The following is a 20,274-nucleotide window of genomic DNA, read 5'->3' on the forward strand; positions in this document are numbered from 1 at the left end:
AGTGATGCCTTATCAAATCGGCTTTAAACAAGCTTCATTGTTCCTGGTTGGACAGCTTCAATTGTTACCAGCAGTTGCACCGGGACGAATCCCAGAAGTATTAAATTACATAATGGATATGTCGGAAAGCTTTGTTTTACCAGAGAGACGAGAACGAAGTTATCCAAGAGCAGTAAAAAAGAGGCCTTGTCGCTATGCGACAAGGCCTCCAAGAAGACGCTAAACGATGCTTAACTTACAAGCATTACGCTTAGAGCGTCCATTTTTTGTTTAACTGATGCAGTTTGAATTCGCTAATCTGCTAAGAGTTCAGTTCTTTCTGGTGTTGGTCGATGAGTTTCTCCATGTATTCTTCACCTCGTTGACGAGTATCTTCATAGGTTTCTGTCCCCTCAAACTTTGTCACGGTTTCGTAATAAACCTTAACCTTTGGCTCTGTTCCCGAAGGGCGGACGATAATGCGAGAAGCATCTTCGAGATGATAGATGAGTACGTCACTCGCAGGGAGGTTTATCGCCTCTGTTGCACCACCTGTAATAAAGCGCAGTGAAGACTGAAGATCTTCAATCACAGATATCGCAATGCCATTGATTGTTTTTGGTTGTGCTGCGCGAAGTTTAGAGCCAATTGAAGGTGAATCTGGGTCCAGTGCGATGCTGCGTTGTGCATTGGTATGAACACCATGTTCAAAGGAAATCTGAGCCAGAAGATCCCACACCGTTCGACCTTGAGATTTTAGCTCTTCGACCAATTGTGCAAAAACAACAATGGCTGACAAACCATCTTTATCACGGACTTGAGTACCAATTGTATAGCCTAGCGCCTCTTCATAGGCGAATAGGAATTCGTTCTGTTCATCTTCCAACTGCATGCCAATGTTAGCTAACCATTTAAACCCCGTCAGAGTTTGGAAGTAGGTAGCACCGTGAGAGTTAGCGACTTTCTCAAGCAGGGTAGACGATACGATACTGTTACCGACCAATTGGTTCTTAGCGTGCGGCTTTGACAGTAAGTAATGAGCGAATAGTACGCCTACTTGGTCACCCGTTAACATTTTGTATGAGTCATTATTTGTTCTTACTGCAACCGCAAATCGGTCCGCATCAGGGTCATTAGCACAAGCAATATCTGCATCGACGCTTTTTGCTAGATTAACCACAAGATCCATTGCCCCTTTTTCTTCAGGGTTCGGGAAGTTCACCGTTGGGAAGTGACCATCAGGTTCTCTTTGCTCTGCAACGCTGAATACCTTGTGGAAACCTGAGTCGTGCAGAAGATCTTCTGCCATTTGCGCGCCAACACCATGCATTGCTGTATAAGCGATGGTGGTATTAGTAGATTCGATATCGTTATTAACGAACGGGCTCTGGTTGATTGCGGCACGGTAGGTTTGATAGTACCCCTCGGTGAGCCAAACTAACTTGCCTTGCGTTTCTGCATCACTGAGGCTCATCAAAGGGATCGGTTTAGTTGCTGCATTATCAATTTCGGTGGCAATACCTGCATCATGAGGCGGTATAATTTGAGCCCCATTTTCCCAGTACACCTTGAAGCCATTATATTCAGGCGGGTTGTGGCTAGCAGTCACCACAACGGCTGCTGCTGCGTTGAAATGCTCAATGCCAAACGCAACGATAGGAGTCGCAGCCACATTCGATGTTAGGTAAACCTTTATACCCAAAGCCGTTAGCACAGAAGCGGTATCAATGGCGAATTGCTTCGAATCTAATCGGCCATCATAGCCCACGACGACGCCTCTCATGGTCGCGTTGGCTACATGTTCAATTAAATAGTGACCAAGCCCAGTTGCGGTTTCTTGAATGACTAATCGGTTCATTCTATTCGTACCACATCCTACTTTTCCTCGAAGGCCTGCGGTTCCAAACTCTAATCGCTGCGTAAAGCGATCTTCTAATTCGTCATGCATTCTCTCATCTATGAGGTGTTGTAGCTCTTCACGAGTTCTTGGGTCTGGATCTCTCGCTAACCAATTCATTGCATCTTGCATAATCACTAAACCTTTTAATGTCTGTATGACTTACTGTTGAGTTAAATTAAATGATATTGATTGGCGTTTCTATTAAGGCGGTCGTAAAACTCGATATAAAATAAATTCTAACGGCTAGAGGGCACGTAGATTAAGCCACTTCAAATAATTGACTGTTTAGTAAGTAAACTTACCTTGAATAATTGGATATCACTAACTAGCCTTTTACATAAATATAACAAAGCTCAACAAATTCACCGTTTTTGAGTCTTTAATGGAAACCTCTAAAGCTTTTGAGCCGTATTAGTTCTTAAGTTGATATGAGGTCAGCAGTACGTTTACAGGCTATTTCCATGTCGTTTTAGATTGAGATTCAGGCTTTTCAGGTGTAGCCCGAATAACAATGAATGTTGTCCAGCTCTTAACGACATATAGATCGCAATGATATTTAGGTCGCATGTATCCAAATAGGAAGGACAAGGAGAGATCTTTTGAAAAGATTACTGGGTAGGCTAGCGTGGCTTTTGAACAGTTTTTTTGCGTTGTTCGTTTCGCCTTGGGCGAATGCGAGCAGCGAATACAATATGACAAAAGGTGTGACAGAGATCAGTGGGCAAGTTTATGAACTCCATATGCTAATCTTCTACATTTGTTGTGCAATCGCTTTAGTTGTATTCGGTGTGATGTTTTATTCGATTCTGAGGCACAGAAAGTCCAAGGGCGCGGTGGCCGCTCATTTCCACGAAAGCACGAAAGTCGAAATTCTTTGGACTATCATCCCAATAATTATTCTCATTGCTATGGCGATACCCGCAACAAAAACCTTGATAGCGATGGAAGATACTTCTCAATCAGAACTCACCGTAAAAATCACCGGTTCACAATGGAAATGGCATTATAGCTATTTTGGCGAAGATGTTGAGTTTTTCAGTTTGCTGGCGACCAGCGACAAAGAAATTGAAGGTATTGAGTTAAAAGGGGCGCACTATTTGTTGGAGGTTGATAAACCACTTGTGCTGCCCATAGACCGGAAAGTACGGTTCTTAATGACCTCTGACGATGTGATTCACTCTTGGTGGGTGCCGGCTTTTGCTGTTAAGAAAGACACCATTCCGGGATTTATTAACGAAGCGTGGACCAAAATTGATGAACCAGGCGTTTACCGAGGACAGTGTGCAGAGCTCTGTGGTCGTGCTCACGGCTTCATGCCGATAGTAGTGCATGCCATGGCAGAAGATGAGTTTGATGCATGGTTAGCAGAACAAAAAGAGCTAACGATTGCCGCACAACAAGCGGCTCAAGATGCATTAGACGCGTCACTTTCGTTGGAGGAGTTGAACACCATAGGCGAGGAGGTATACAAAACTCGATGCGCGGTTTGTCACCAAGCTAACGGTGAAGGGATCCCTGGAGCGTTTCCTGCGATCAAAGGCAGCCCAGTTGCTCTTGGAGATGTGGATGTTCATATCGACACTATTGTTTATGGTCGAGGAGGCACGGCAATGCAAGCCTTCGATAATCAGTTAACAGAAAAAGAGATTGCAGCAGTCGTAACCTACCAACGAAATGCTTGGGGGAACGATACTGGCGATGTGGTTCAAGCTTCAGATGTTAATGCCTATAAGGTCAAACAATCGGGTGGAGCGGAAGGCTCTGCGGATGAAGCACAAAGTGATGCTAAGGAGCAGCTATGAGTTCACCAATCGAAAAGCCGGTGAAATCGGCGCCTGCAGAAGGTCAGGCTCTAAGTCATACTTTAGACGGTACCTTAGACAGCCATGATTTACCTATGGATGATCACGATTCCCATGCTGCTCCAAAAGGGTGGGCGCGTTGGTTGTATTCAACCAATCATAAAGACATAGGTACGCTCTATCTGTGGTTCAGTTTCGCCATGTTCCTAACTGGCGGTGCGATGGCGATGGTGATCCGTGCGGAGCTATTCCAACCGGGTCTGCAGCTTGTTGAGCCTGATTTCTTTAACCAGATGACTACAGTCCATGGTTTGATAATGGTATTTGGCGCGGTAATGCCTGCATTTACAGGGCTCGCCAACTGGATGATCCCTATGATGATCGGTGCGCCAGATATGGCGTTACCTCGAATGAACAATCTCAGTTTCTGGATTCTACCTTTCGCCTTCCTAATCTTGATTGGATCTTTGTTTACTGAGGGAGGTGGCCCGAGTTTTGGTTGGACCTTCTACGCGCCGCTCTCGACAACTTATGGCCCAGACAGTACGGCTCTGTTCGTATTCTCTGTCCATATTATGGGGATCAGTTCGATCATGGGGGCAATCAATGTCATCGTGACTATCGTGAACATGAGAGCTCCGGGTATGACTTGGTTCAAACTGCCTATGTTCGTATGGACATGGTTAATCACCGCTTTCTTGTTGATAGCCGTGATGCCTGTTCTCGCCGGGGCTGTGACTATGGTGCTGACCGATAAATATTTCGGGACAAGCTTTTTTGATGCTGCAGGAGGTGGTGACCCCGTCATGTTCCAACACATATTCTGGTTCTTTGGGCACCCCGAAGTGTACATCATGATCCTACCGTCTTTCGGTATCGTTTCGGCTATCATCCCGGCGTTTAGTGGCAAGCGCTTGTTTGGTTACCACTCTATGGTGTACGCGACCTGCAGTATCGCGATTTTGTCTTTCCTAGTTTGGGCACACCACATGTTCACCACGGGGATGCCAGTCTTTGCGGAGCTTTTCTTTATGTATTGCACTATGCTGATCGCAGTCCCCACAGGGGTAAAAGTCTTTAATTGGGTCGCGACCATGTGGCGGGGCGCATTGACCTTCGAAACCCCAATGCTGTTCACCATTGCCTTTATTGTTCTGTTTACGATAGGCGGTTTATCTGGATTGATGCTGGCTATTGTTCCTGCAGATTTCCAATACCACGACACCTATTTTGTAGTGGCTCACTTCCACTATGTTCTGGTGACTGGTGCCGTGTTCTCGATAATGGCCGCCGCCTATTATTGGTTGCCTAAGTGGACAGGACATATGTACGACCACAAGCTCAGTCTATGGCATTTTTGGACGTCAGTAATCTCAGTGAATGTTCTTTTCTTCCCTATGCACTTCCTAGGTTTAGCGGGGATGCCACGTCGTATTCCAGACTACGCTATCCAGTTCGCTGACGTTAACCAAGTGGTGTCGATAGGGGGCTTTGCCTTTGGCTTATCTCAACTCATCTTCTTGTGGTTGGTCATCAAGTGCATAAAAGGTGGTGAGCCAGCATCGAGTAAGCCATGGAAACGTGCTGAAGGATTAGAGTGGACTGTATCAAGCCCCGCTCCTCATCATACATTTACTCATCCGCCTAAGATCTATTAGAGATATGAACTATGAGCGATAAGCAAAGCGATCCAAATCAAGACGAAAACCAACCAAAGCGGTCATCCAAAAAGTTGACGGGTTATTTGGTATTGAGTGTGGTGGCGATGTTTGGTTTCGGTTTCGCTTTGGTGCCGCTTTACGATGTGATGTGCGAGGCTTTGGGTATTAATGGCAAAACCAATACAGTGTCTGTGGTTCAGCCACGTGGAATGCAGCCAGATTACTCTCGCACTGTTCGGGTAGAATTCATGTCTCATATCAAACCTGATATGCCTTGGACGTTTTCGCCTGTAGAGCGTGTATTAGAGGTTTATCCCGGTGAGGTGATTCAAACGAATTATATTGCCAAAAATTTATCAGAAAACTCTCTAGTGGGACAAGCTGTCCCTTCCGTATCTCCAGGGATAGGGGCGACTTACTTCAATAAGATGGAATGTTTCTGCTTTAACCAGCAGCCATTAGATGGACATAAAAGTGCTGAAATGGGTTTGGTATTTTACATAGAGCCAGATATCCCAGAATCGATTCACACACTGACGCTCTCTTATACGCTGTTTAACATTACGAGTGAGGTGGTCGGGGAATCAAGTAGTCCCGAGCCTAATGTAATCGCGAGTAATTAGGGAATTGCAGAACCAGAATCAACATAAGGAGTTGAGCGATGAGTTCTAAAAAGGAAGTTTATTTCGTTCCACATCAAAGCCATTGGCCACTAGTCGGTGCCATTGCGCTGTTTCTTGTTGCCGTGGGAGCTGGGTTAACTGTGCAAAACATGGGCTCCGATGCCGCTGGTGGTGTGCTTGGTAAGGCTGTGTTGTTTGTTGGGTTTGCGGTGTTGCTGTACATGCTTGCGGGTTGGTTTAGCAATGTGATAACCGAATCCTTGAGCGGCCTCTATTCTGAGCAAATATCCCGCTCTTTCAGGCAGGGTATGAGTTGGTTCATCTTTTCTGAAATCATGTTTTTCGGTGCTTTCTTTGGCGCGCTGTTCTACGCTCGTATGATTTCTGTCCCATGGATTGGCGGGGCGGGCAACAATGAAATGACTCATGAAGTATTGTGGCCAATGTTCCAATCAATTTGGCCGCTGACTACGACACCGGATGGTGTAACAACACAAGCTATGCCGTGGCAAGGTATCCCTCTTAAGAACACCATCATCTTATTACTTTCGTCCATCACGCTGCATATGGCCCATCTAAGCCTCGAACAAAACAAGCGCATGGCGTTAATCGTCTGGTTAGAGATCACCATCGTTCTGGCTGGATTCTTCCTATTCTTCCAAGTCGAAGAGTATATCCATGCTTACGAAGATATGGGGTTGACCCTTCAATCGGGAATCTATGGCAACACCTTCTTCTTACTGACGGGGTTCCATGGTTTACATGTCTGCTTAGGGACGATCTTTTTAATCGTCCTGTTAGCTAGGGTTGCCAAAGATCACTTTACACCCAAAGACCATTTTGCATTCCAAGCAGGCAGTTGGTATTGGCACTTTGTTGACGTGGTTTGGTTAGGATTATTCGTGTTTGTATACGTGCTATAGCGAAGCAACAGAGCTAAAGGGCTTAATAAGGACGAGGGTTGGGAGCTATCACCCCTGACCCTAAAGCAAGCAATAACAGTAGCACAACAATGGCTGACCACATGACTCGACGCCCCAAGAAATGACTCAGCTTTTTGCCATTGTGTTTACTCGAAGCGATTTGGATAAGCCCTTTCATTAAGTTGAATGCGATGAAAAACAGCAGGACAACTAACACAACTTTGAATAACAGGATAAAGGTAGGTGACGCCATAGTGATAACTCCAAACCGTTTGAATCATGGTGAACGAACGTTCCGCAGTAAAGGTTTTTGGTTTGCGGTTGCTTTAACTTTGGTGTCAGTCGGCACGTTAATCAAGTTGGGTTTATGGCAGTTAGACAGAGGTAACGAGAAACTACGGTATGAGCAGCAGCTATCGCAGAGAGCAGTGCAACCTTCTAAACCACTAGATACAGTGCTCAATGAATGGGGAGAGGCACATGTTGGAACTCAGCAGCCGGTGCCCCCTTCGACCTTAAATGGCTTGAAAGCTGATGTCGAATTAGTGGAGCCGAGTGGCTTAATTCTCTTGCTGGATAATCAAGTCAATCAAGGAATCGTTGGATACGTGATTTACATGCTGGGCGAGGTTCAAACTCAAGATGTAAGAAAACAGCTTTTGATCGATCTTGGGTTCGTTGCAGCAAGTAATGACAGAAGAGAGCTACCAGAAATAGAAAAGATAACGCTACCAATCGAGGTGTCTGGGCGTTTGTACACTCGTTCGGTGAATCCGTTAAGTCAGCAACTTGGTTTAGAAAACACGACGCCTAAAAGGATTCAAAACATCAACATAGAAGCGCTATCACAATACATGGGGCAAGAGGTGTTGCCGTTCATCTTCCAACCTCAGAGCTTAGATTCATGGCCTTATGAAATGTTGTGGCGCCCGACGGCGATGAAGTCTGAGAAGCACTTTGGTTACTCTTTTCAATGGTTCGTGATGGCTGCGGTATTGCTTTCACTGATGTTGTTGATTGGATTCAGATATTTGAAGAAGTATAGTCATATGAATAAGAAGTAAATGCTTGAAACGACACAAACACGGTTAGTGGCCGGCAGCGACTAATACAGGGAATCAAAATGGATAAGCCTCAAACACAAACTAAAAAGGAAAGTACCGATGCTAATCTTGCTGCGTTTAAACAGCGCCGCTCACGTGGTCGACTTGTACTCATCGGATTGATTTTGGTCTTCGCCTTACCTGCAATTATCGCTAAAACTGTATTAGAGCAAAATTGGTACACATCTGGTGTGACAAATACGGGGGAGTTAGTTGAGCCAAGAGTGACTCTACAAGATTTTGGGCTGACGGCTCCGGTGGAAGGAGAAGGATGGTTGGTGGGTTACATTGCGCCAACGGACTGCGATAGCTTATGTGAACAACAACTCCACTACTTGAATCAAAGCTATTTAGCGCTGGGTAAGAATAAAGAACGAGTGACAGCTGTGGTGTTTGTCTCTGAAGGGGATGCATTACGAGGAGCATTTAACAAACCTGATTTGTCATTTCTGTCTGGTGGGGAGCAGTTGAGCACCAAGTTCGCACCAGCTTCGATTGTTATCATTGATCCCCTTGGGCAACTCGTTATGGAATATAAAAGTGTCTCAGAACCGTCGCAGTTAGTCGGGCAGTCTAAAGGCATGATTCATGACCTCAGAAAGCTTCTTAAACTGTCGCGTGTTGGGTAGCTGATAAGTGATTCGGTTTGACCGCGGTGGCTGAACTCTAGTAGCGAAAGGGAATAAGTATAGGGAGATAAACGATGCAGAACAAAGCCTCTGATTTACTCATGCTCGTGATGCGAGTGGCTATCTTACTGACGCTGACAGTGATTGTGCTCGGTGCCTATACCCGATTATCGGATGCTGGACTTGGTTGTCCTGATTGGCCAGGATGTTACGGAAAGCTCACAGTACCGTCTGATGCACAAGCGGTGAACCAAGCCAACCTCCAATTCCCCGAACGTGCGCTTGAGGCTGATAAAGCTTGGATAGAGATGATACATCGCTACTTTGCTGTTTCGCTAGGGCTTCTTATCTTTGTTGTGGTCGCTTGGTGTATTAAGAAGAACATCACCTCTGCTGGGCTACCGTTACTTATTTCGGCAACAGTGATCTTTCAAGCTTTGTTAGGGATGTGGACTGTAACCCTCAAGCTGATGCCAGTTGTGGTGATGGCGCACTTGATGGGAGGCTTCACTCTGCTGTCTCTGCTCTGCTTACTCTATTGTCGCCTCTCTAATTTCCAGGTTCGCTTCGGTGAAGCGACATACTCGGCGACTATCAAGTTTGCTGCACTTTTTGGCTTGGTCGTTGTAATTGGACAGATTTTACTTGGCGGTTGGACGTCTTCAAATTATGCAGCGTTGGTATGTACTCAACTGCCTATCTGTGAAGGGAATTGGATAAGCTACCTAGACTTTAAGAACGCGTTCGACTTTGCGCAGCATGGTCATGATAACTATGAGTTTGGTGTACTCGAGTATCCCGCAAGGCTCACCATACACGTCATGCATAGGCTTGGTGCTATTGTGGCAACGCTAACGGTGCTAATGGTCGTGTATCAGTTGTGGAAATTTGGTCAAACAGCTCACCAAAAGCTGGGTGTCATTGTGGCATTGGTATTAGCAGTGCAAGTCAGTTTAGGGATCAGTAACGTGTGGTTTCATCTACCGATTTCAGTAGCAGTGCTTCATAACTTAGTTGCGGCGATGCTGCTTGTCAGTCTGGTTGTGACAAACTTTGTAGTGTGGCAACGAAAACCAAGTGAGAGTTTGTTAAAGAACAGTGTATTACAAGGAGGTAATCATGGTCAGTAGAACTTCAACACAGCATCAAATTGTGGTTCAAGATACCGCTTCAATTCATGAAGTTGCTGCTCAAAACAAAGCAGCTTGGAAGGTCTATTTAACACTGACCAAGCCTAAAGTGGTTGCTTTGATGTTGTTAACAGCATTAGTCGGCATGTGTTTAGCTGTGCCTAATGGATTGCCATTACAGCAAGCATTATTTGGCATGATAGGGATAGGGTTGATGGCGGGTTCAGCCGCTGCATTTAATCACTTGATCGACAAGAAGATCGATGGGCAAATGTCTCGTACTAATCGTCGTCCTTTACCATCGGGTGAGCTCAGCAGTGTACGAGTATTCGCCTTTGCAGCAGGTATCGGTTTACTTGGCTTTGCGACTTTAGCCTTGTTAGTTAACCCGCTTACGGCTTGGCTAACCTTTGCGAGTCTATTAGGTTATGCGGTTATCTATACCATGTATTTAAAACGAGCGACGCCACAGAACATTGTCATTGCAGGGATCGCAGGGGCAATGCCACCTTTATTGGGTTGGACGGCAGTGACTAACGAGTTGCACTCCAACGCATGGCTACTGGTGATGATCATCTTTATCTGGACGCCTCCTCACTTTTGGGCGCTTGCGATTCATCGACGTGACGAATACGCAAAGGTAGATATTCCGATGCTGCCTGTGACTCACGGGATAGCCTACACCAAGACGTCAATTCTGCTGTATACACTGCTGCTATGCATCGTATGTGTGCTGCCAGTATTAGTTGGAATGAGCGGTTGGATATATCTGAGTGCTTCTTTGATGCTGAACGGTGGGTTTGTCTATCACGCTTGGGTTCTTAAATATCGTGATGAGCCCTACATGGCGATGAAGACCTTTAAGTTCTCCATCTATCATCTCATGCTCTTGTTTGTTGCTTTGTTAGCGGACCATTATTTGCTTTGATAACTGGTGTGTCTGCTTTTACCGAACAAGAAAACGGATGCTCTAGGCATCCGTTTTTGTTTGGTTGGTTACACAAACTCATCTACCAGAAAGTAATTAAATCGCTCGCTAGCAATTAGTCCACTTTGTTCCAAGCATCTTGCCAATGTGAACCAACACCTGGTTCGTACTGAGTTGCTGTTGGTGCCCATTGAACACAGTAACCAGAGTATGGGAACTCTTTACACTGATACACGCTACCATCGCTGCTTAGCACTGTGGTTCCTTCAGTGTAAGACTCAATGTTTTCGGGGAACACGAAATCGTAATCGCCTTCTGGTGGCGGTGTTTGCTCATCCATCAGATGGAAATCAAGCGTATTCTGATCGACTAAGTTACCCTGGTCATCTTTCGTCACAACCACAAGCATGTGGTGGCCCGCTTCAGACTTAGATAAAGTCAGTTGAACATCTTCCACTTGTCCATCTACTAATTTTGACTTTTGAGAAGCAAGTGCCTCACGGTTATGGTTGTACACAGTTAATTCAGCTTGAATATCGCCTGTTGCCGCTAAAGTAAGGTCAAGCTGTGTTGGCTGGTTTTCATCAATAATGTATTCAGACTCTAAGCCAGTTACTTCTAACTCATGATCGGGTTCTGGAGTATCAATTTTGTAACCGATTTCTACGCTGTTAAAGCCTGAACCTGCTTTTAAATAAATAGGGTTCGAACCGTATACAGGAGCGAAATCGGCTTGGTCGTTCAATTGACCCGCTTTGATTTGTGTCTGCTCTTGATTGATCTTAGAGGCAAGTGCGTAAGACCAGTTATTTGCTTTGCCTTGCTCGTTGCTCTCAATCACAAGCTCGGTGCTGTAGGAAGCGTTCTCACCAGATTGATCGAAGACACGAGTGTAAATCGCATCACCAATGTTCAGGTCTTGAGTTGGATTGATTTGACCGCCTTGCTCCCAATCCGGAATGATAGGGCCGTCGCCATCAAACTTCACATCGATAACGTTGTAGAAAGCAGCTGAAGTGTCACCTACATCCCAAACGGCAAGAATCACTTGGTAGCCTTCGCGCTCTGGCACATTACACAAATGGTTTACTTGCATTGGTGGTTGTTCCATATTGCCTTCAACAACACAGAATGGCGTTAAGTCAAAAGAGCTGCGTGCCAAAGGTTGGTTTGGATTCCAATTTGGTTCCGTAATGTAATATTTCCAGTCTCGAGTCTTGTGGTTCGCTGTGAACGTCCACTCAAAGTATTGAGAACCAGACTTGATAGGGCGTTTAAGCCAGCGATCTGCTTTTTGCTCATCTAGCGCTGCCGCTAAAGAAGATTCCGCACTGGCGATCTTTCCATCAGCAGGGCCGACTTCAGGGAAACCTTCAGGACCTTCCACGCTTTGTGGTTCGTATTGGATACCACCACAGTCGGTGTTTTTCTCTTGCGTATCACTCGCAGGGAACTTACATAGAGCAACACGGCTCTCAGCAACGCCATTATTGTATGCAGAAACGTAACCGTGACCGAAGCTTGCACCGCTTACGCTAAGCAGCGACAGCACGATGAGTGATTTTTTTGGGAGTTGTTTCATTATTTGTCCTTACTGTTTTTGACCGACAAAAAAACACTCCGGCATGCATGTGCACTTAAATCCTATTAAGTGGCGGCCCCGCTATCATAGACAGAATATTTGTCGACAGACCGGTGGCTTTGCGTCCTATTCTTTCAAATAGTTTGCCAGAAGTGCGTTTGAGCAAACTAAATGTAGTCAACCAGTTTTATAAATGCGAATCAATAGATTGAAATGTGGAATGCTAATCTCGAACTTTTAATTCTTATCACAAATTAACTTGCTAAATGTATTCTTTATTTAAATATAAGTAATTGAAATAAATTAAGAAAACATTTGATTTAATTGCTTTTGTGAATGGTTTTGTCTTTTGAACTTTGCTTTGGGTAACAATTGAGTGCATATCAAAACCAAACCTTTGGTTTCCACTAACTGAACCCTGACACGTTATGTATGAAAAACCGGACAATTAATTGGTATGAATTATATAAAGGAGTCAGTATGGAATTCACTGAACAAGATAGAGAAGCGTTGTACCAAACGTGGATGTCACAAAAATCACGAATGCGAATCACGCAGATGGAGTTTTCAAAGAAGCTTGGTATGAGTCAGCTGGATTTCTCAAATGTGCTGCGAGGGGAGTCGCCGCTGACTATGTCATTTGTAAGCCATTTCTGTCGTCGACTTCATTTGGAACCGAGAAACGTATTCCCGTCACTTAAAGAAGGAAATGACTCTGGTCCTAAAGTGGTCTATTTGAAAACTAGAATGAGTGTTGATGGAGAGATCCAAAATGTTTATATCGAAGGAAATCAAGTTATCGTAGAGTATGCTCACACTGTTCAACAAAACTAATTTTAGAGTTAGCTCTCAGTTATAGCCCCTTTTCTACAAACTTTCCATATATAGTGTGCCATACTTTATTGTTGTTCTTCTTCCAATCTAAGTGCGCTATGAATCTTATAAAACTATTTTTGCTAGTCGCAACCAGCATCTTTTTGTTTGGTTGTGCAGGCGGCCCAATCAAGACTGCCACCAAATTCACCACTTATGAAGATTTTCAGACTGGCCCTGATGGGGGGGGCGATCTCGTTTGGGCAAGATTAGGGCTACGTGACGCCGATCGCCTAAAGAGTAAGTTGGATTATTACGATTCTGTCGTCATTGCCCAAATCTTTGTGCTAGCCGAAGAAGGTTTGTTAGATCAAGATGAAATTCAGGAGCTTACCGACCATATAGTGAGTCGTTTAGAGGAGAAAATATCGCCTCACAAAATGATCGTTGGCGAGCCGACGGGTAAAACGTTACGTCTAAGTATCGCATTGAGTAACGTTGAAATGCCAAATCCTATCTTAGCCGTTACCAGTAGTGTCTTACCTTTTGGGCTTGCCATGTCGACCATCTCAAAAGTTGCGACAGGAGAGCATACCAATGTTGGTAGTGCGAGTGTCGAGCTGTTGGTGAGTGACGCTCAAGATGGCACACCACTGTTCGCAGCGATCGATCGCGAAGCGGGAAACAAGGACTTTTCGACTATGATCGATTCACTTGACGACGCCAAAGATGCAATCAACTATTGGGTTGAACGTTTAGGTGATACTCTACAGAACATCGATGACGCATAGAAAGGCCGAACAATGTTAGAGAAAGAGAACCTGATTAAGTTGGCTCGAATGCAGATGCCATTTGGAAAGTACACCGGCCGCACACTAATTGACTTGCCTGAAGAATATTTGTTGTGGTTTGACAAGAAAGGGTTCCCAAACGGTGAGCTAGGTGACTTGCTCAAACTGTGCCTAGCGCTAAAAATAGAAGGGCTCGATAGTGTCGTCAAGCCATTGAAAAAAATGTAATTAATTTTAAAGCTCACGTTAACAGAGTGGGCTTTTTTGTTTCTGTTGATAGAACAGTTTTGCTTACAAGTGATGGGTGAAAAACATTCAACGTCATCCGATTGAAATTGCGCAATCGATAGTGTGTAAATAAAGTTATACAGGGTGTTTTAAATATAAAACACAAAAAAAATTGCGTTCTTTTTAAATTAGTGATTGAAACTGGAGTTTTTACTAGTTAAGTTACAGGGAACAAGAAGATATGTGCTGATGGAAAGTTACGTGAGATAACGTACATTCAGCTCAAGGATAGATATAGGAAGAAGTAAGCAATGTTCCAGACTGATGATGTAAGAATTAACAAAGTAAAAGAGTTATTACCCCCTGTTGCTGTTTTAGAAAAGTTTCCAGCGACAGAAGTTGCTTCTTCTACAACCTTTGAAAGCCGTAAAGCAATTCACAACATTCTAGAAGACAACGATGATCGCCTGTTGGTTATTGTTGGTCCATGTTCTATTCATGATCCAGAAGCGGCTCTTGAATACGGTAAGCGCTTGAAAGTACTACGTGACGAACTGGGCGATAAGCTTGAAGTCGTAATGCGTGTTTACTTTGAAAAACCACGTACTACCGTTGGTTGGAAAGGTCTGATCAATGACCCGTACATGGATGACACGTTCAAGCTAAACGATGGTCTGCGTCTTGGACGTAAGCTATTGCTTGATCTAACAGACATAGGTATGCCGACAGCAAGTGAATTCCTAGACATGATCACGCCTCAATACGTAGCAGACTTAATCAGCTGGGGTGCAATTGGTGCACGTACTACAGAATCTCAAGTTCACCGTGAGCTAGCTTCTGGTCTTTCATGCCCTGTTGGCTTTAAGAATGGTACCGATGGCAACATAAAGATCGCAACAGACGCAATCCGCTCTGCAAGTGCTTCTCACCACTTCTTATCTGTAACTAAGTACGGCCATTCAGCTATCGTTGAAACGGCTGGCAACCCTGATTGTCATATCATCCTACGTGGTGGTAAAGAGCCAAACTACAGCGCAGAGCATGTTGGTAAGATCAAGCAAGAGCTTGAAGCTTCAGGCCTACCACAGAAAGTAATGATCGACTTCAGCCACGCAAACAGCTCTAAGCAATTCAAGCGCCAACTGAATGTATCGGATGACGTGAGCGCGCAGATCTCTGGTGGTGACAAAGCTATCTTTGGTGTGATGATTGAATCTCATCTAGTTGAAGGTCGCCAGGATTTGGTTGACGGCAAAGCTCCAACATACGGCCAGTCAATTACTGATGCTTGTATTGGTTGGGAAGATACTGAAACAGTACTTCGTCAACTGGCAGATGCAGTTGAAGCTCGCCGTAACAAGTAAATTAGTGACTTTAACTTGTCCCTAGAACGACTTAGACAATTGAAGCCCTTATTCGCTTTTGTGAGTAAGGGCTTTTTTGATGTTAATAGGAAGCTGTTAGTATCTCTAAACAAGCAAAGATAATAGCTCGTCGACTTTACGTGACAATAGAGCTTTATCTCGCTTGGTTTCTACGTTAAGCCGGATCAGTGGCTCGGTATTTGACTTCCTTAAGTTAAAGCGCCAGGTGCCCATATCTATGCTGATACCGTCGGTATGATCGATGTTTACAGCACGTTTTTGGTAGCGTGATAATACATGGTCTATGACTTGATCTGAGTCTGCTACCTTGCGATTTATCTCTCCAGAAGAGGGGAATCTTTCTACGCTAGAGCTGATAAGTTGATGAAGAGATTGTTGAGTCTTACTGATCAGTTCAATGACGAGTAGCCAAGGAATCATCCCTGAGTCGCAGTACCCAAAGTCACGGAAGTAGTGATGTGCACTCATCTCTCCACCGTACACAGCGTTGAGCTCTCGCATTTTCTCTTTGATCAAAGCATGCCCAGCTTTTACGCCAACAGCGTTTCCACCGAGCTTTTCTGCAATCTCTATTGTATTCCATGTCATGCGCATGTCGTGTAGTACAGTTGCATTGGAATCCTTCAGCAAGAAGGCTTTGGTTAGCAGACCGACGATGTAGTAACCCTCAATGTAATTACCTTTTTCATCAAAGAAGAAACAACGATCAAAATCACCATCCCAGGCAATACCAAGGTCTGCGGAATGCTCTAAAACGGCGTTGCGGGTAGCAGCTTGGCTTTCTTTGAGTAAAGGGTTAGGGATGCCATTTGGGTACATCCCATCAGGAATGTGATGTACCTTGATGAAGGTGATTGGAGCATTCAGTTCATTGAACTTGGTCTCTAAAGCATCAATGACATGCCCAGCAACGCCGTTTCCCGCGTTAACCACAATCTTCATCGGTGGTAGCTTTGACGACTTTATGTAAGAGAGTAGGTGATCCACATAAGGAGCGAGAATACTGCTCGTTCTAATGGAATTATCGGCTTGTTCATGGCTGATCGGTTGTTCGCTGATTCTCTCATATTCTAGAGCTTCAATGCGCTGTTTAATTACATCTAACCCATTGTTTTTACTGATTGGGTTAGCGTTTAGACCGACTAACTTCATACCGTTGTAATTGATTGGATTGTGGCTTGCCGTAATCTGGACTCCGCCAATGGCTTGTAGGTGGCGAGTCGCAAAGTAGACTTCTTCTGTGCCTGTCATACCGAGATTTACCACGTTGATCCCTGATTCAATCAAACCCTTGGTCATCGCTTTCTGCAGTGGCAGTGAGGTTTTACGGTTATCTCGGCCAATGACTATTTGAGCCAAATCATCGAATGACGTTTTAGATACACTGGCAAGAACATATTCGCCAAATGCTCTACCAAGCAGGTAAGCAAGGCGCTCATTGATTTGTTTACCAATGATTCCTCGGATATCGTTATTTTTAAAGCAGCTGAGGTCTAAATTCTGTTTCATTCTATTGTGGCCGCTCTAGTTCGATTTATTGATTTGAGGTGAGCTAGATTGTTTGCTCCGCCCGTAACTATCTTGATATCGAATAATGTCGTCTTCACTCAAATGGCTACCGGTTTGTACTTCGATCATTTCGAGTGGAGCGTCCCCTGGATTTTCTAGGCTGTGTACATGTCCAAGCGGAATATAAGTGGATTGATCCTCTTCAACGAGATAGGTTTTCTCATCATTGGTCACCTTCGCAATACCTGCTACAACAACCCAGTGTTCTGCTCTATGGTGATGCATCTGTAGCGATAACTTGTGACCGGGTTTTACAGTGATACGTTTAACCTTGTCGCGTTTGCCTAGGTCGATTACATCGTATTTACCCCAAGGCCTAAACGCTTCTCGATGATGCACATGTTCTGTGCGATCTGCTTGATTCAGTTGGCTGACTATCGATTTCACGCCTTGAACTTTGTCTTTGTTCGCGACGAGTATGGCGTCTTTTGTTTCGACAATAATGAGGTTCTCGACACCTACAGCCGCAACCAGCTTGTTTTCAGCGTGGATATAGTTGTACTGAGAATCGACAGTTAACACATCGCCTTCAATCACATTGTTGTGTTCATCTTTATCACTGACATCCCAGATTGCAGACCATGAACCAATATCATTCCAGCCAACATCCATCGGGATCACCGCAGCATCCGATGTTTTTTCCATCACGGCATAGTCGATGGAGTCGCTCGGGCTGCTTTTGAATGCTTCGGCGTCAATACGGATAAAGTCGAGGTCGGTATTTTGTTTTTCGAGAGCGTTTTTACAGGCCTCAAGGATCTGTGGGTGATGTTTTGCTAGCTCTTCTAAGTAGCGTGATGCTTTAAACATAAACATGCCGCTGTTCCAGAGGTATTGCCTCGAATCAATGTATTGTTCTGCGGTGGCTAGGTCTGGCTTTTCAACGAAACATTCAATGGCAAAAGCATGATGGGAGAGTGGTTCTCCTTGTTTTATATAACCATAGCCAGTTTCTGGTGCATTTGGAGTAATACCAAAAGTAACCAGTCTGCCTTGTTTTGCGTCTTCAACGCCTCTCGCCACCGTTTGCTGAAATTCAGCTGTTTTTGCGATGTGATGATCAGCGGCCAGCACTAATAATATTGGATCTGACTCATTTTGTTGGTTACCGCTTGTGTGACTTAAAGCCTGTAATGCAGCGAGTGCAATGGCGGGGGCTGTGTTTCTTCCGACAGGTTCTAGCAAAATACCACTGTGCGCGATGTTAGCCGATCGAGCTTGCTCTGCAGCAATGAAGCGGTGCTCTTCATTACAGATAATGAACGGAGCAGCGCATTCTGCGTTACTTAAGTTCGCCTCAAGACCTTGAAGACGCAAAAGGGTTTGCTGGAGCATCGATTGTTCGCCAGCAATATTGAGGAACTGCTTAGGGTAAAGCTCGCGAGACAGTGGCCAGAGGCGGCTACCAGAGCCGCCAGCTAGAATGACAGGTAAAATCATAGCGTGGTACAGGGTGCATTAAAATTCTGGCGCCATGTTACCACGCTTCACTCTTTTTAATTATCGATAAACCACTTACTTGCCGATAAACAGTAGAGCCGTTGTGCTATCGAGGTCCTTCTTCGGTAGGAAGTGTCATATCCTGAACGTCACTCAAACCTTGTGGATCGATTTTTAGTGTTTGAGTTGGGAAAGCGATATCTGCATTGTGCTTGTGAATAATTGTAAGTACTTGCAGCAACACATCTTGTTTCACTTCATGGTATCTCACCCAGTTGACGGTTTTAGTGAAGGTGTAGATAAAGAAGTTCAGCGTTGATGGGCCAAACTTATCGAAGTTCACGATGAGCGTCTGCTTAGCATCGATGTCTGGGTGTGTTTCAAGCATGGTTTTTACGTCATCCACGATAACCGCTAACTTGCTCGCGTCTTCGTAACGAAGCCCAAAGGTTTCATTAATTCGGCGGTTTAGCATTCGCGATGGGTTCTCCACCACAATGTTACTGAATACCGAGTTTGGCACGTACAACGGGCGCTTATCGAATGTACGAATGATGGTCATGCGCCACCCGATACGCTCGACGGTACCTTCGATTTGACGGTCAGGAGAGCGAATCCAATCACCGACTTTAAAAGGTCGGTCGAAGTAGATCATCATGCCACCAAAGAAGTTCGAGAGTAGATCTTTTGCTGCCAAACCGACAATCAAACCACCCACACCACCAAAGGTCAGCAAGCCAGATAGGCTGAGCCCGAAAGCCTGCATTATTGTCAGACCACCCATGACCATAAAGAACAGACGAGCTACTTTTGCAATTGCTTGTACAGTAGTCTCATCCCTGTTTTTCTGCTCTAGGACGTAAGCTTCAGTATTGCTGATCATTCGTAAGGTAAACCAAACAAAGGTGCATATGATCAAAATGTGTTTTAGCGTTTTTAACCAGTTGATTTCGTTTCCAAATTGGTCCTGAAGAATCAGTCCGATAGAGACAGTAGCAGGCCAACACCAAAGTAACGTACTAACAGGGGTTTTCAGTGCTGCTAATAGCAGGTCATCCCAGTGAAAAGGGGTTTTCTGTACCAGTATTTCTAAGCGATTGTGGATAATTCGCCAAGCTACCCAAGCGAGAAAACTCGCAATAGTGATGAATAGGACACTGTTGGCCCAATCATTATGGCTCTGGTTAATGTAGGTTTGTACTTGGGTTAAGAATTCATTCATTTGTGTGCTGCCGCAGAAGTTATGAATTGGAAATTAGCAGAAACTCGAGTTGTTCTCTACCTTTATTCTGTGGATACAGAAAACCACGGGTTTGCCCGTGGATGATCAGGCTCTAGCCCACTAGGCAAAGAGATAAAAGACACGCTCGGCTAATGGCCGAAACTTATCCTCGATATCGATGACGGTCACTTATCTATCGATAATAATCGCGCTGAATGCGTAATTAAACCACTGGTCATTGGGAGGAAGAACTGGTTATTCTCTAACACACCAAACGGTGCTGATGCGAGCACGATGCTTTACAGCATCATCGAGACCGCGAAAGCCAACGGTCTTATCCTCTACGACTACATGGTCAAATGCATGAAAGAGTTGGCGAAATCTGAGCCAGATATCGATGCGCTCCTACCTTGGAACTTCAAACATTAGCAAGATCGCCCCGTGGGTTCATGGGGCGTCTACATTTAACCCAGTAATAAAACTGTCATGGAGCCGTTACCACCCCATCTACTTTTAGCTTTAACGCTATTTCAATTAAGATTTTTCACTCCAAAATTCCTCTTTCT

Annotated in this window: 18 protein-coding genes, 2 pseudogenes and 1 riboswitch; of the genes and pseudogenes, 14 read left to right on the forward strand and 6 right to left on the reverse strand. The window is 44.7% G+C overall.

All coding sequences use genetic code 11. From position 1 onward, the window contains the following. Positions 1-223, forward strand: a pseudogene (locus tag L1D11_RS19955) (IS4 family transposase); the annotation flags it as partial. A 78-nt stretch (positions 224-301) separates the two neighbouring features. Here the strand turns inward: L1D11_RS19955 and L1D11_RS19960 are convergent. Continuing rightward, entirely contained in the window at positions 302-2,008 is a 1,707-nt protein-coding gene (locus L1D11_RS19960; protein WP_239834207.1) for a phospho-sugar mutase, read from the reverse strand. A 470-nt stretch (positions 2,009-2,478) separates the two neighbouring features. On the opposite strand from L1D11_RS19960, the gene coxB reads away from it, so the two are divergent. The 4 genes from coxB to L1D11_RS19980 are packed head-to-tail and all read left to right on the forward strand — an operon-like array spanning position 2,479 to position 6,888. Next, entirely contained in the window at positions 2,479-3,681 is a 1,203-nt protein-coding gene (coxB, locus tag L1D11_RS19965; RefSeq protein ID WP_239834208.1) for a cytochrome c oxidase subunit II, read from the forward strand. Continuing rightward, positions 3,678-5,339: a cytochrome c oxidase subunit I gene (gene ctaD, locus L1D11_RS19970; RefSeq protein ID WP_239834209.1), complete on the forward strand. Its 1,662-nt coding sequence runs from the start codon at positions 3,678-3,680 to the stop codon at positions 5,337-5,339. The genes coxB and ctaD overlap by 4 nt, the downstream gene beginning before the upstream one ends. An 11-nt stretch (positions 5,340-5,350) precedes the next feature. Beyond that, on the forward strand, positions 5,351-5,965 hold the full coding sequence (locus L1D11_RS19975; protein ID WP_239834210.1) for a cytochrome c oxidase assembly protein: 615 nt from the start codon (positions 5,351-5,353) through the stop codon (positions 5,963-5,965). A gap of 38 nt (positions 5,966-6,003) precedes the next feature. Further along, entirely contained in the window at positions 6,004-6,888 is an 885-nt protein-coding gene (locus L1D11_RS19980) for a cytochrome c oxidase subunit 3 (protein ID WP_239834211.1), read from the forward strand. A 22-nt stretch (positions 6,889-6,910) separates the two neighbouring features. Here L1D11_RS19980 and L1D11_RS19985 read toward each other — a convergent pair whose 3' ends face one another. Next, positions 6,911-7,141 carry a DUF2909 family protein gene (locus L1D11_RS19985; RefSeq protein WP_239834212.1) on the reverse strand — a complete coding sequence of 77 codons (231 nt, stop codon included), beginning with the start codon at positions 7,139-7,141 and terminating at the stop codon, positions 6,911-6,913. Here L1D11_RS19985 and L1D11_RS19990 point away from each other — a divergent pair. The 4 genes from L1D11_RS19990 to cyoE all read left to right on the forward strand — a co-directional run bounded on the left by L1D11_RS19990 (position 7,080) and on the right by cyoE (position 10,678). Continuing rightward, positions 7,080-7,952 carry an SURF1 family protein gene (locus L1D11_RS19990; protein WP_239834213.1) on the forward strand — a complete coding sequence of 291 codons (873 nt, stop codon included), beginning with the start codon at positions 7,080-7,082 and terminating at the stop codon, positions 7,950-7,952. The genes L1D11_RS19985 and L1D11_RS19990 overlap by 62 nt on opposite strands. A gap of 59 nt (positions 7,953-8,011) precedes the next feature. Further along, the gene (locus L1D11_RS19995) at positions 8,012-8,620 is read left to right on the forward strand and encodes a hypothetical protein (RefSeq protein WP_239834214.1); all 609 of its coding nucleotides are present in this window, start codon (positions 8,012-8,014) and stop codon (positions 8,618-8,620) included. Between the two features lie 74 nt (positions 8,621-8,694). Further along, positions 8,695-9,750, forward strand: coding sequence for a COX15/CtaA family protein (locus L1D11_RS20000; RefSeq protein ID WP_239834215.1), 1,056 nt, complete (start codon positions 8,695-8,697; stop codon positions 9,748-9,750). Then, entirely contained in the window at positions 9,740-10,678 is a 939-nt protein-coding gene (gene cyoE / locus L1D11_RS20005; protein WP_239834216.1) for a heme o synthase, read from the forward strand. Before L1D11_RS20000 ends, cyoE begins: the two co-directional genes overlap by 11 nt. Positions 10,679-10,793: 115 nt before the next feature. On the opposite strand, the gene gbpA is transcribed toward cyoE, so the two are convergent. Then, complete coding sequence (gene gbpA / locus L1D11_RS20010; RefSeq protein ID WP_239834217.1) at positions 10,794-12,260, reverse strand: N-acetylglucosamine-binding protein GbpA; 1,467 nt, start codon at positions 12,258-12,260, stop codon at positions 10,794-10,796. A 68-nt stretch (positions 12,261-12,328) separates the two neighbouring features. Further along, a riboswitch (cyclic di-GMP riboswitch) is annotated at positions 12,329-12,418 on the reverse strand. Between the two features lie 322 nt (positions 12,419-12,740). On the opposite strand from gbpA, the gene L1D11_RS20015 reads away from it, so the two are divergent. From L1D11_RS20015 to aroG, 4 genes are all read left to right on the forward strand, one after another. Beyond that, positions 12,741-13,094 carry an XRE family transcriptional regulator gene (locus L1D11_RS20015; RefSeq protein ID WP_239834586.1) on the forward strand — a complete coding sequence of 118 codons (354 nt, stop codon included), beginning with the start codon at positions 12,741-12,743 and terminating at the stop codon, positions 13,092-13,094. A 98-nt stretch (positions 13,095-13,192) separates the two neighbouring features. Next, a complete protein-coding gene (locus L1D11_RS20020) occupies positions 13,193-13,864 on the forward strand; it encodes a DUF3313 domain-containing protein (protein WP_239834587.1) in 672 nt (223 codons plus the stop codon). A gap of 12 nt (positions 13,865-13,876) precedes the next feature. Continuing rightward, entirely contained in the window at positions 13,877-14,092 is a 216-nt protein-coding gene (locus tag L1D11_RS20025) for a DUF3820 family protein (protein ID WP_239834588.1), read from the forward strand. Between the two features lie 311 nt (positions 14,093-14,403). Continuing rightward, entirely contained in the window at positions 14,404-15,456 is a 1,053-nt protein-coding gene (aroG, locus tag L1D11_RS20030) for a 3-deoxy-7-phosphoheptulonate synthase AroG (RefSeq protein WP_239834589.1), read from the forward strand. A gap of 105 nt (positions 15,457-15,561) precedes the next feature. Here the strand turns inward: aroG and L1D11_RS20035 are convergent, their stop codons facing one another. The 3 genes from L1D11_RS20035 to L1D11_RS20045 form a co-directional block, all read right to left on the reverse strand. Further along, positions 15,562-16,986 carry a phosphomannomutase CpsG gene (locus L1D11_RS20035; protein WP_239834590.1) on the reverse strand — a complete coding sequence of 475 codons (1,425 nt, stop codon included), beginning with the start codon at positions 16,984-16,986 and terminating at the stop codon, positions 15,562-15,564. A gap of 15 nt (positions 16,987-17,001) precedes the next feature. Continuing rightward, positions 17,002-18,486 carry a mannose-1-phosphate guanylyltransferase/mannose-6-phosphate isomerase gene (locus L1D11_RS20040; protein WP_239834591.1) on the reverse strand — a complete coding sequence of 495 codons (1,485 nt, stop codon included), beginning with the start codon at positions 18,484-18,486 and terminating at the stop codon, positions 17,002-17,004. Between the two features lie 106 nt (positions 18,487-18,592). Then, positions 18,593-19,708: a mechanosensitive ion channel family protein gene (locus tag L1D11_RS20045; protein ID WP_239834592.1), complete on the reverse strand. Its 1,116-nt coding sequence runs from the start codon at positions 19,706-19,708 to the stop codon at positions 18,593-18,595. Positions 19,709-19,819: 111 nt separating this feature from the next. Here L1D11_RS20045 and L1D11_RS20050 point away from each other — a divergent pair. After that, a pseudogene (locus tag L1D11_RS20050) lies at positions 19,820-20,137 on the forward strand (transposase); the annotation flags it as partial. Positions 20,138-20,274: the final 137 nt, after the last annotated feature.

Origin of the sequence: Vibrio sp. Isolate32 (assembly GCF_022397955.1) — a bacterium.
Lineage (GTDB): Bacteria > Pseudomonadota > Gammaproteobacteria > Enterobacterales > Vibrionaceae > Vibrio.

Bases quoted from the DNA above. Each gene is read 5' to 3' on its own strand.
- ctaD (WP_239834209.1), top strand. From the start codon at position 3,678: ATGAGTTCACCAATCGAAAAGCCGGTGAAATCGGCGCCTGCAGAAGGT.
- L1D11_RS19985 (WP_239834212.1), bottom strand. From the start codon at position 7,141: ATGGCGTCACCTACCTTTATCCTGTTATTCAAAGTTGTGTTAGTTGTC.
- L1D11_RS20000 (WP_239834215.1), top strand. From the start codon at position 8,695: ATGCAGAACAAAGCCTCTGATTTACTCATGCTCGTGATGCGAGTGGCT.
- L1D11_RS20025 (WP_239834588.1), top strand. From the start codon at position 13,877: ATGTTAGAGAAAGAGAACCTGATTAAGTTGGCTCGAATGCAGATGCCA.
- L1D11_RS19960 (WP_239834207.1), bottom strand. From the start codon at position 2,008: ATGCAAGATGCAATGAATTGGTTAGCGAGAGATCCAGACCCAAGAACT.
- L1D11_RS20045 (WP_239834592.1), bottom strand. From the start codon at position 19,708: ATGAATGAATTCTTAACCCAAGTACAAACCTACATTAACCAGAGCCAT.
- L1D11_RS20020 (WP_239834587.1), top strand. From the start codon at position 13,193: ATGAATCTTATAAAACTATTTTTGCTAGTCGCAACCAGCATCTTTTTG.
- L1D11_RS19995 (WP_239834214.1), top strand. From the start codon at position 8,012: ATGGATAAGCCTCAAACACAAACTAAAAAGGAAAGTACCGATGCTAAT.
- L1D11_RS20015 (WP_239834586.1), top strand. From the start codon at position 12,741: ATGGAATTCACTGAACAAGATAGAGAAGCGTTGTACCAAACGTGGATG.
- gbpA (WP_239834217.1), bottom strand. From the start codon at position 12,260: ATGAAACAACTCCCAAAAAAATCACTCATCGTGCTGTCGCTGCTTAGC.
- L1D11_RS20035 (WP_239834590.1), bottom strand. From the start codon at position 16,986: ATGAAACAGAATTTAGACCTCAGCTGCTTTAAAAATAACGATATCCGA.
- L1D11_RS19975 (WP_239834210.1), top strand. From the start codon at position 5,351: ATGAGCGATAAGCAAAGCGATCCAAATCAAGACGAAAACCAACCAAAG.
- L1D11_RS19980 (WP_239834211.1), top strand. From the start codon at position 6,004: ATGAGTTCTAAAAAGGAAGTTTATTTCGTTCCACATCAAAGCCATTGG.
- L1D11_RS19990 (WP_239834213.1), top strand. From the start codon at position 7,080: ATGAAAAACAGCAGGACAACTAACACAACTTTGAATAACAGGATAAAG.
- L1D11_RS20040 (WP_239834591.1), bottom strand. From the start codon at position 18,486: ATGATTTTACCTGTCATTCTAGCTGGCGGCTCTGGTAGCCGCCTCTGG.
- aroG (WP_239834589.1), top strand. From the start codon at position 14,404: ATGTTCCAGACTGATGATGTAAGAATTAACAAAGTAAAAGAGTTATTA.
- cyoE (WP_239834216.1), top strand. From the start codon at position 9,740: ATGGTCAGTAGAACTTCAACACAGCATCAAATTGTGGTTCAAGATACC.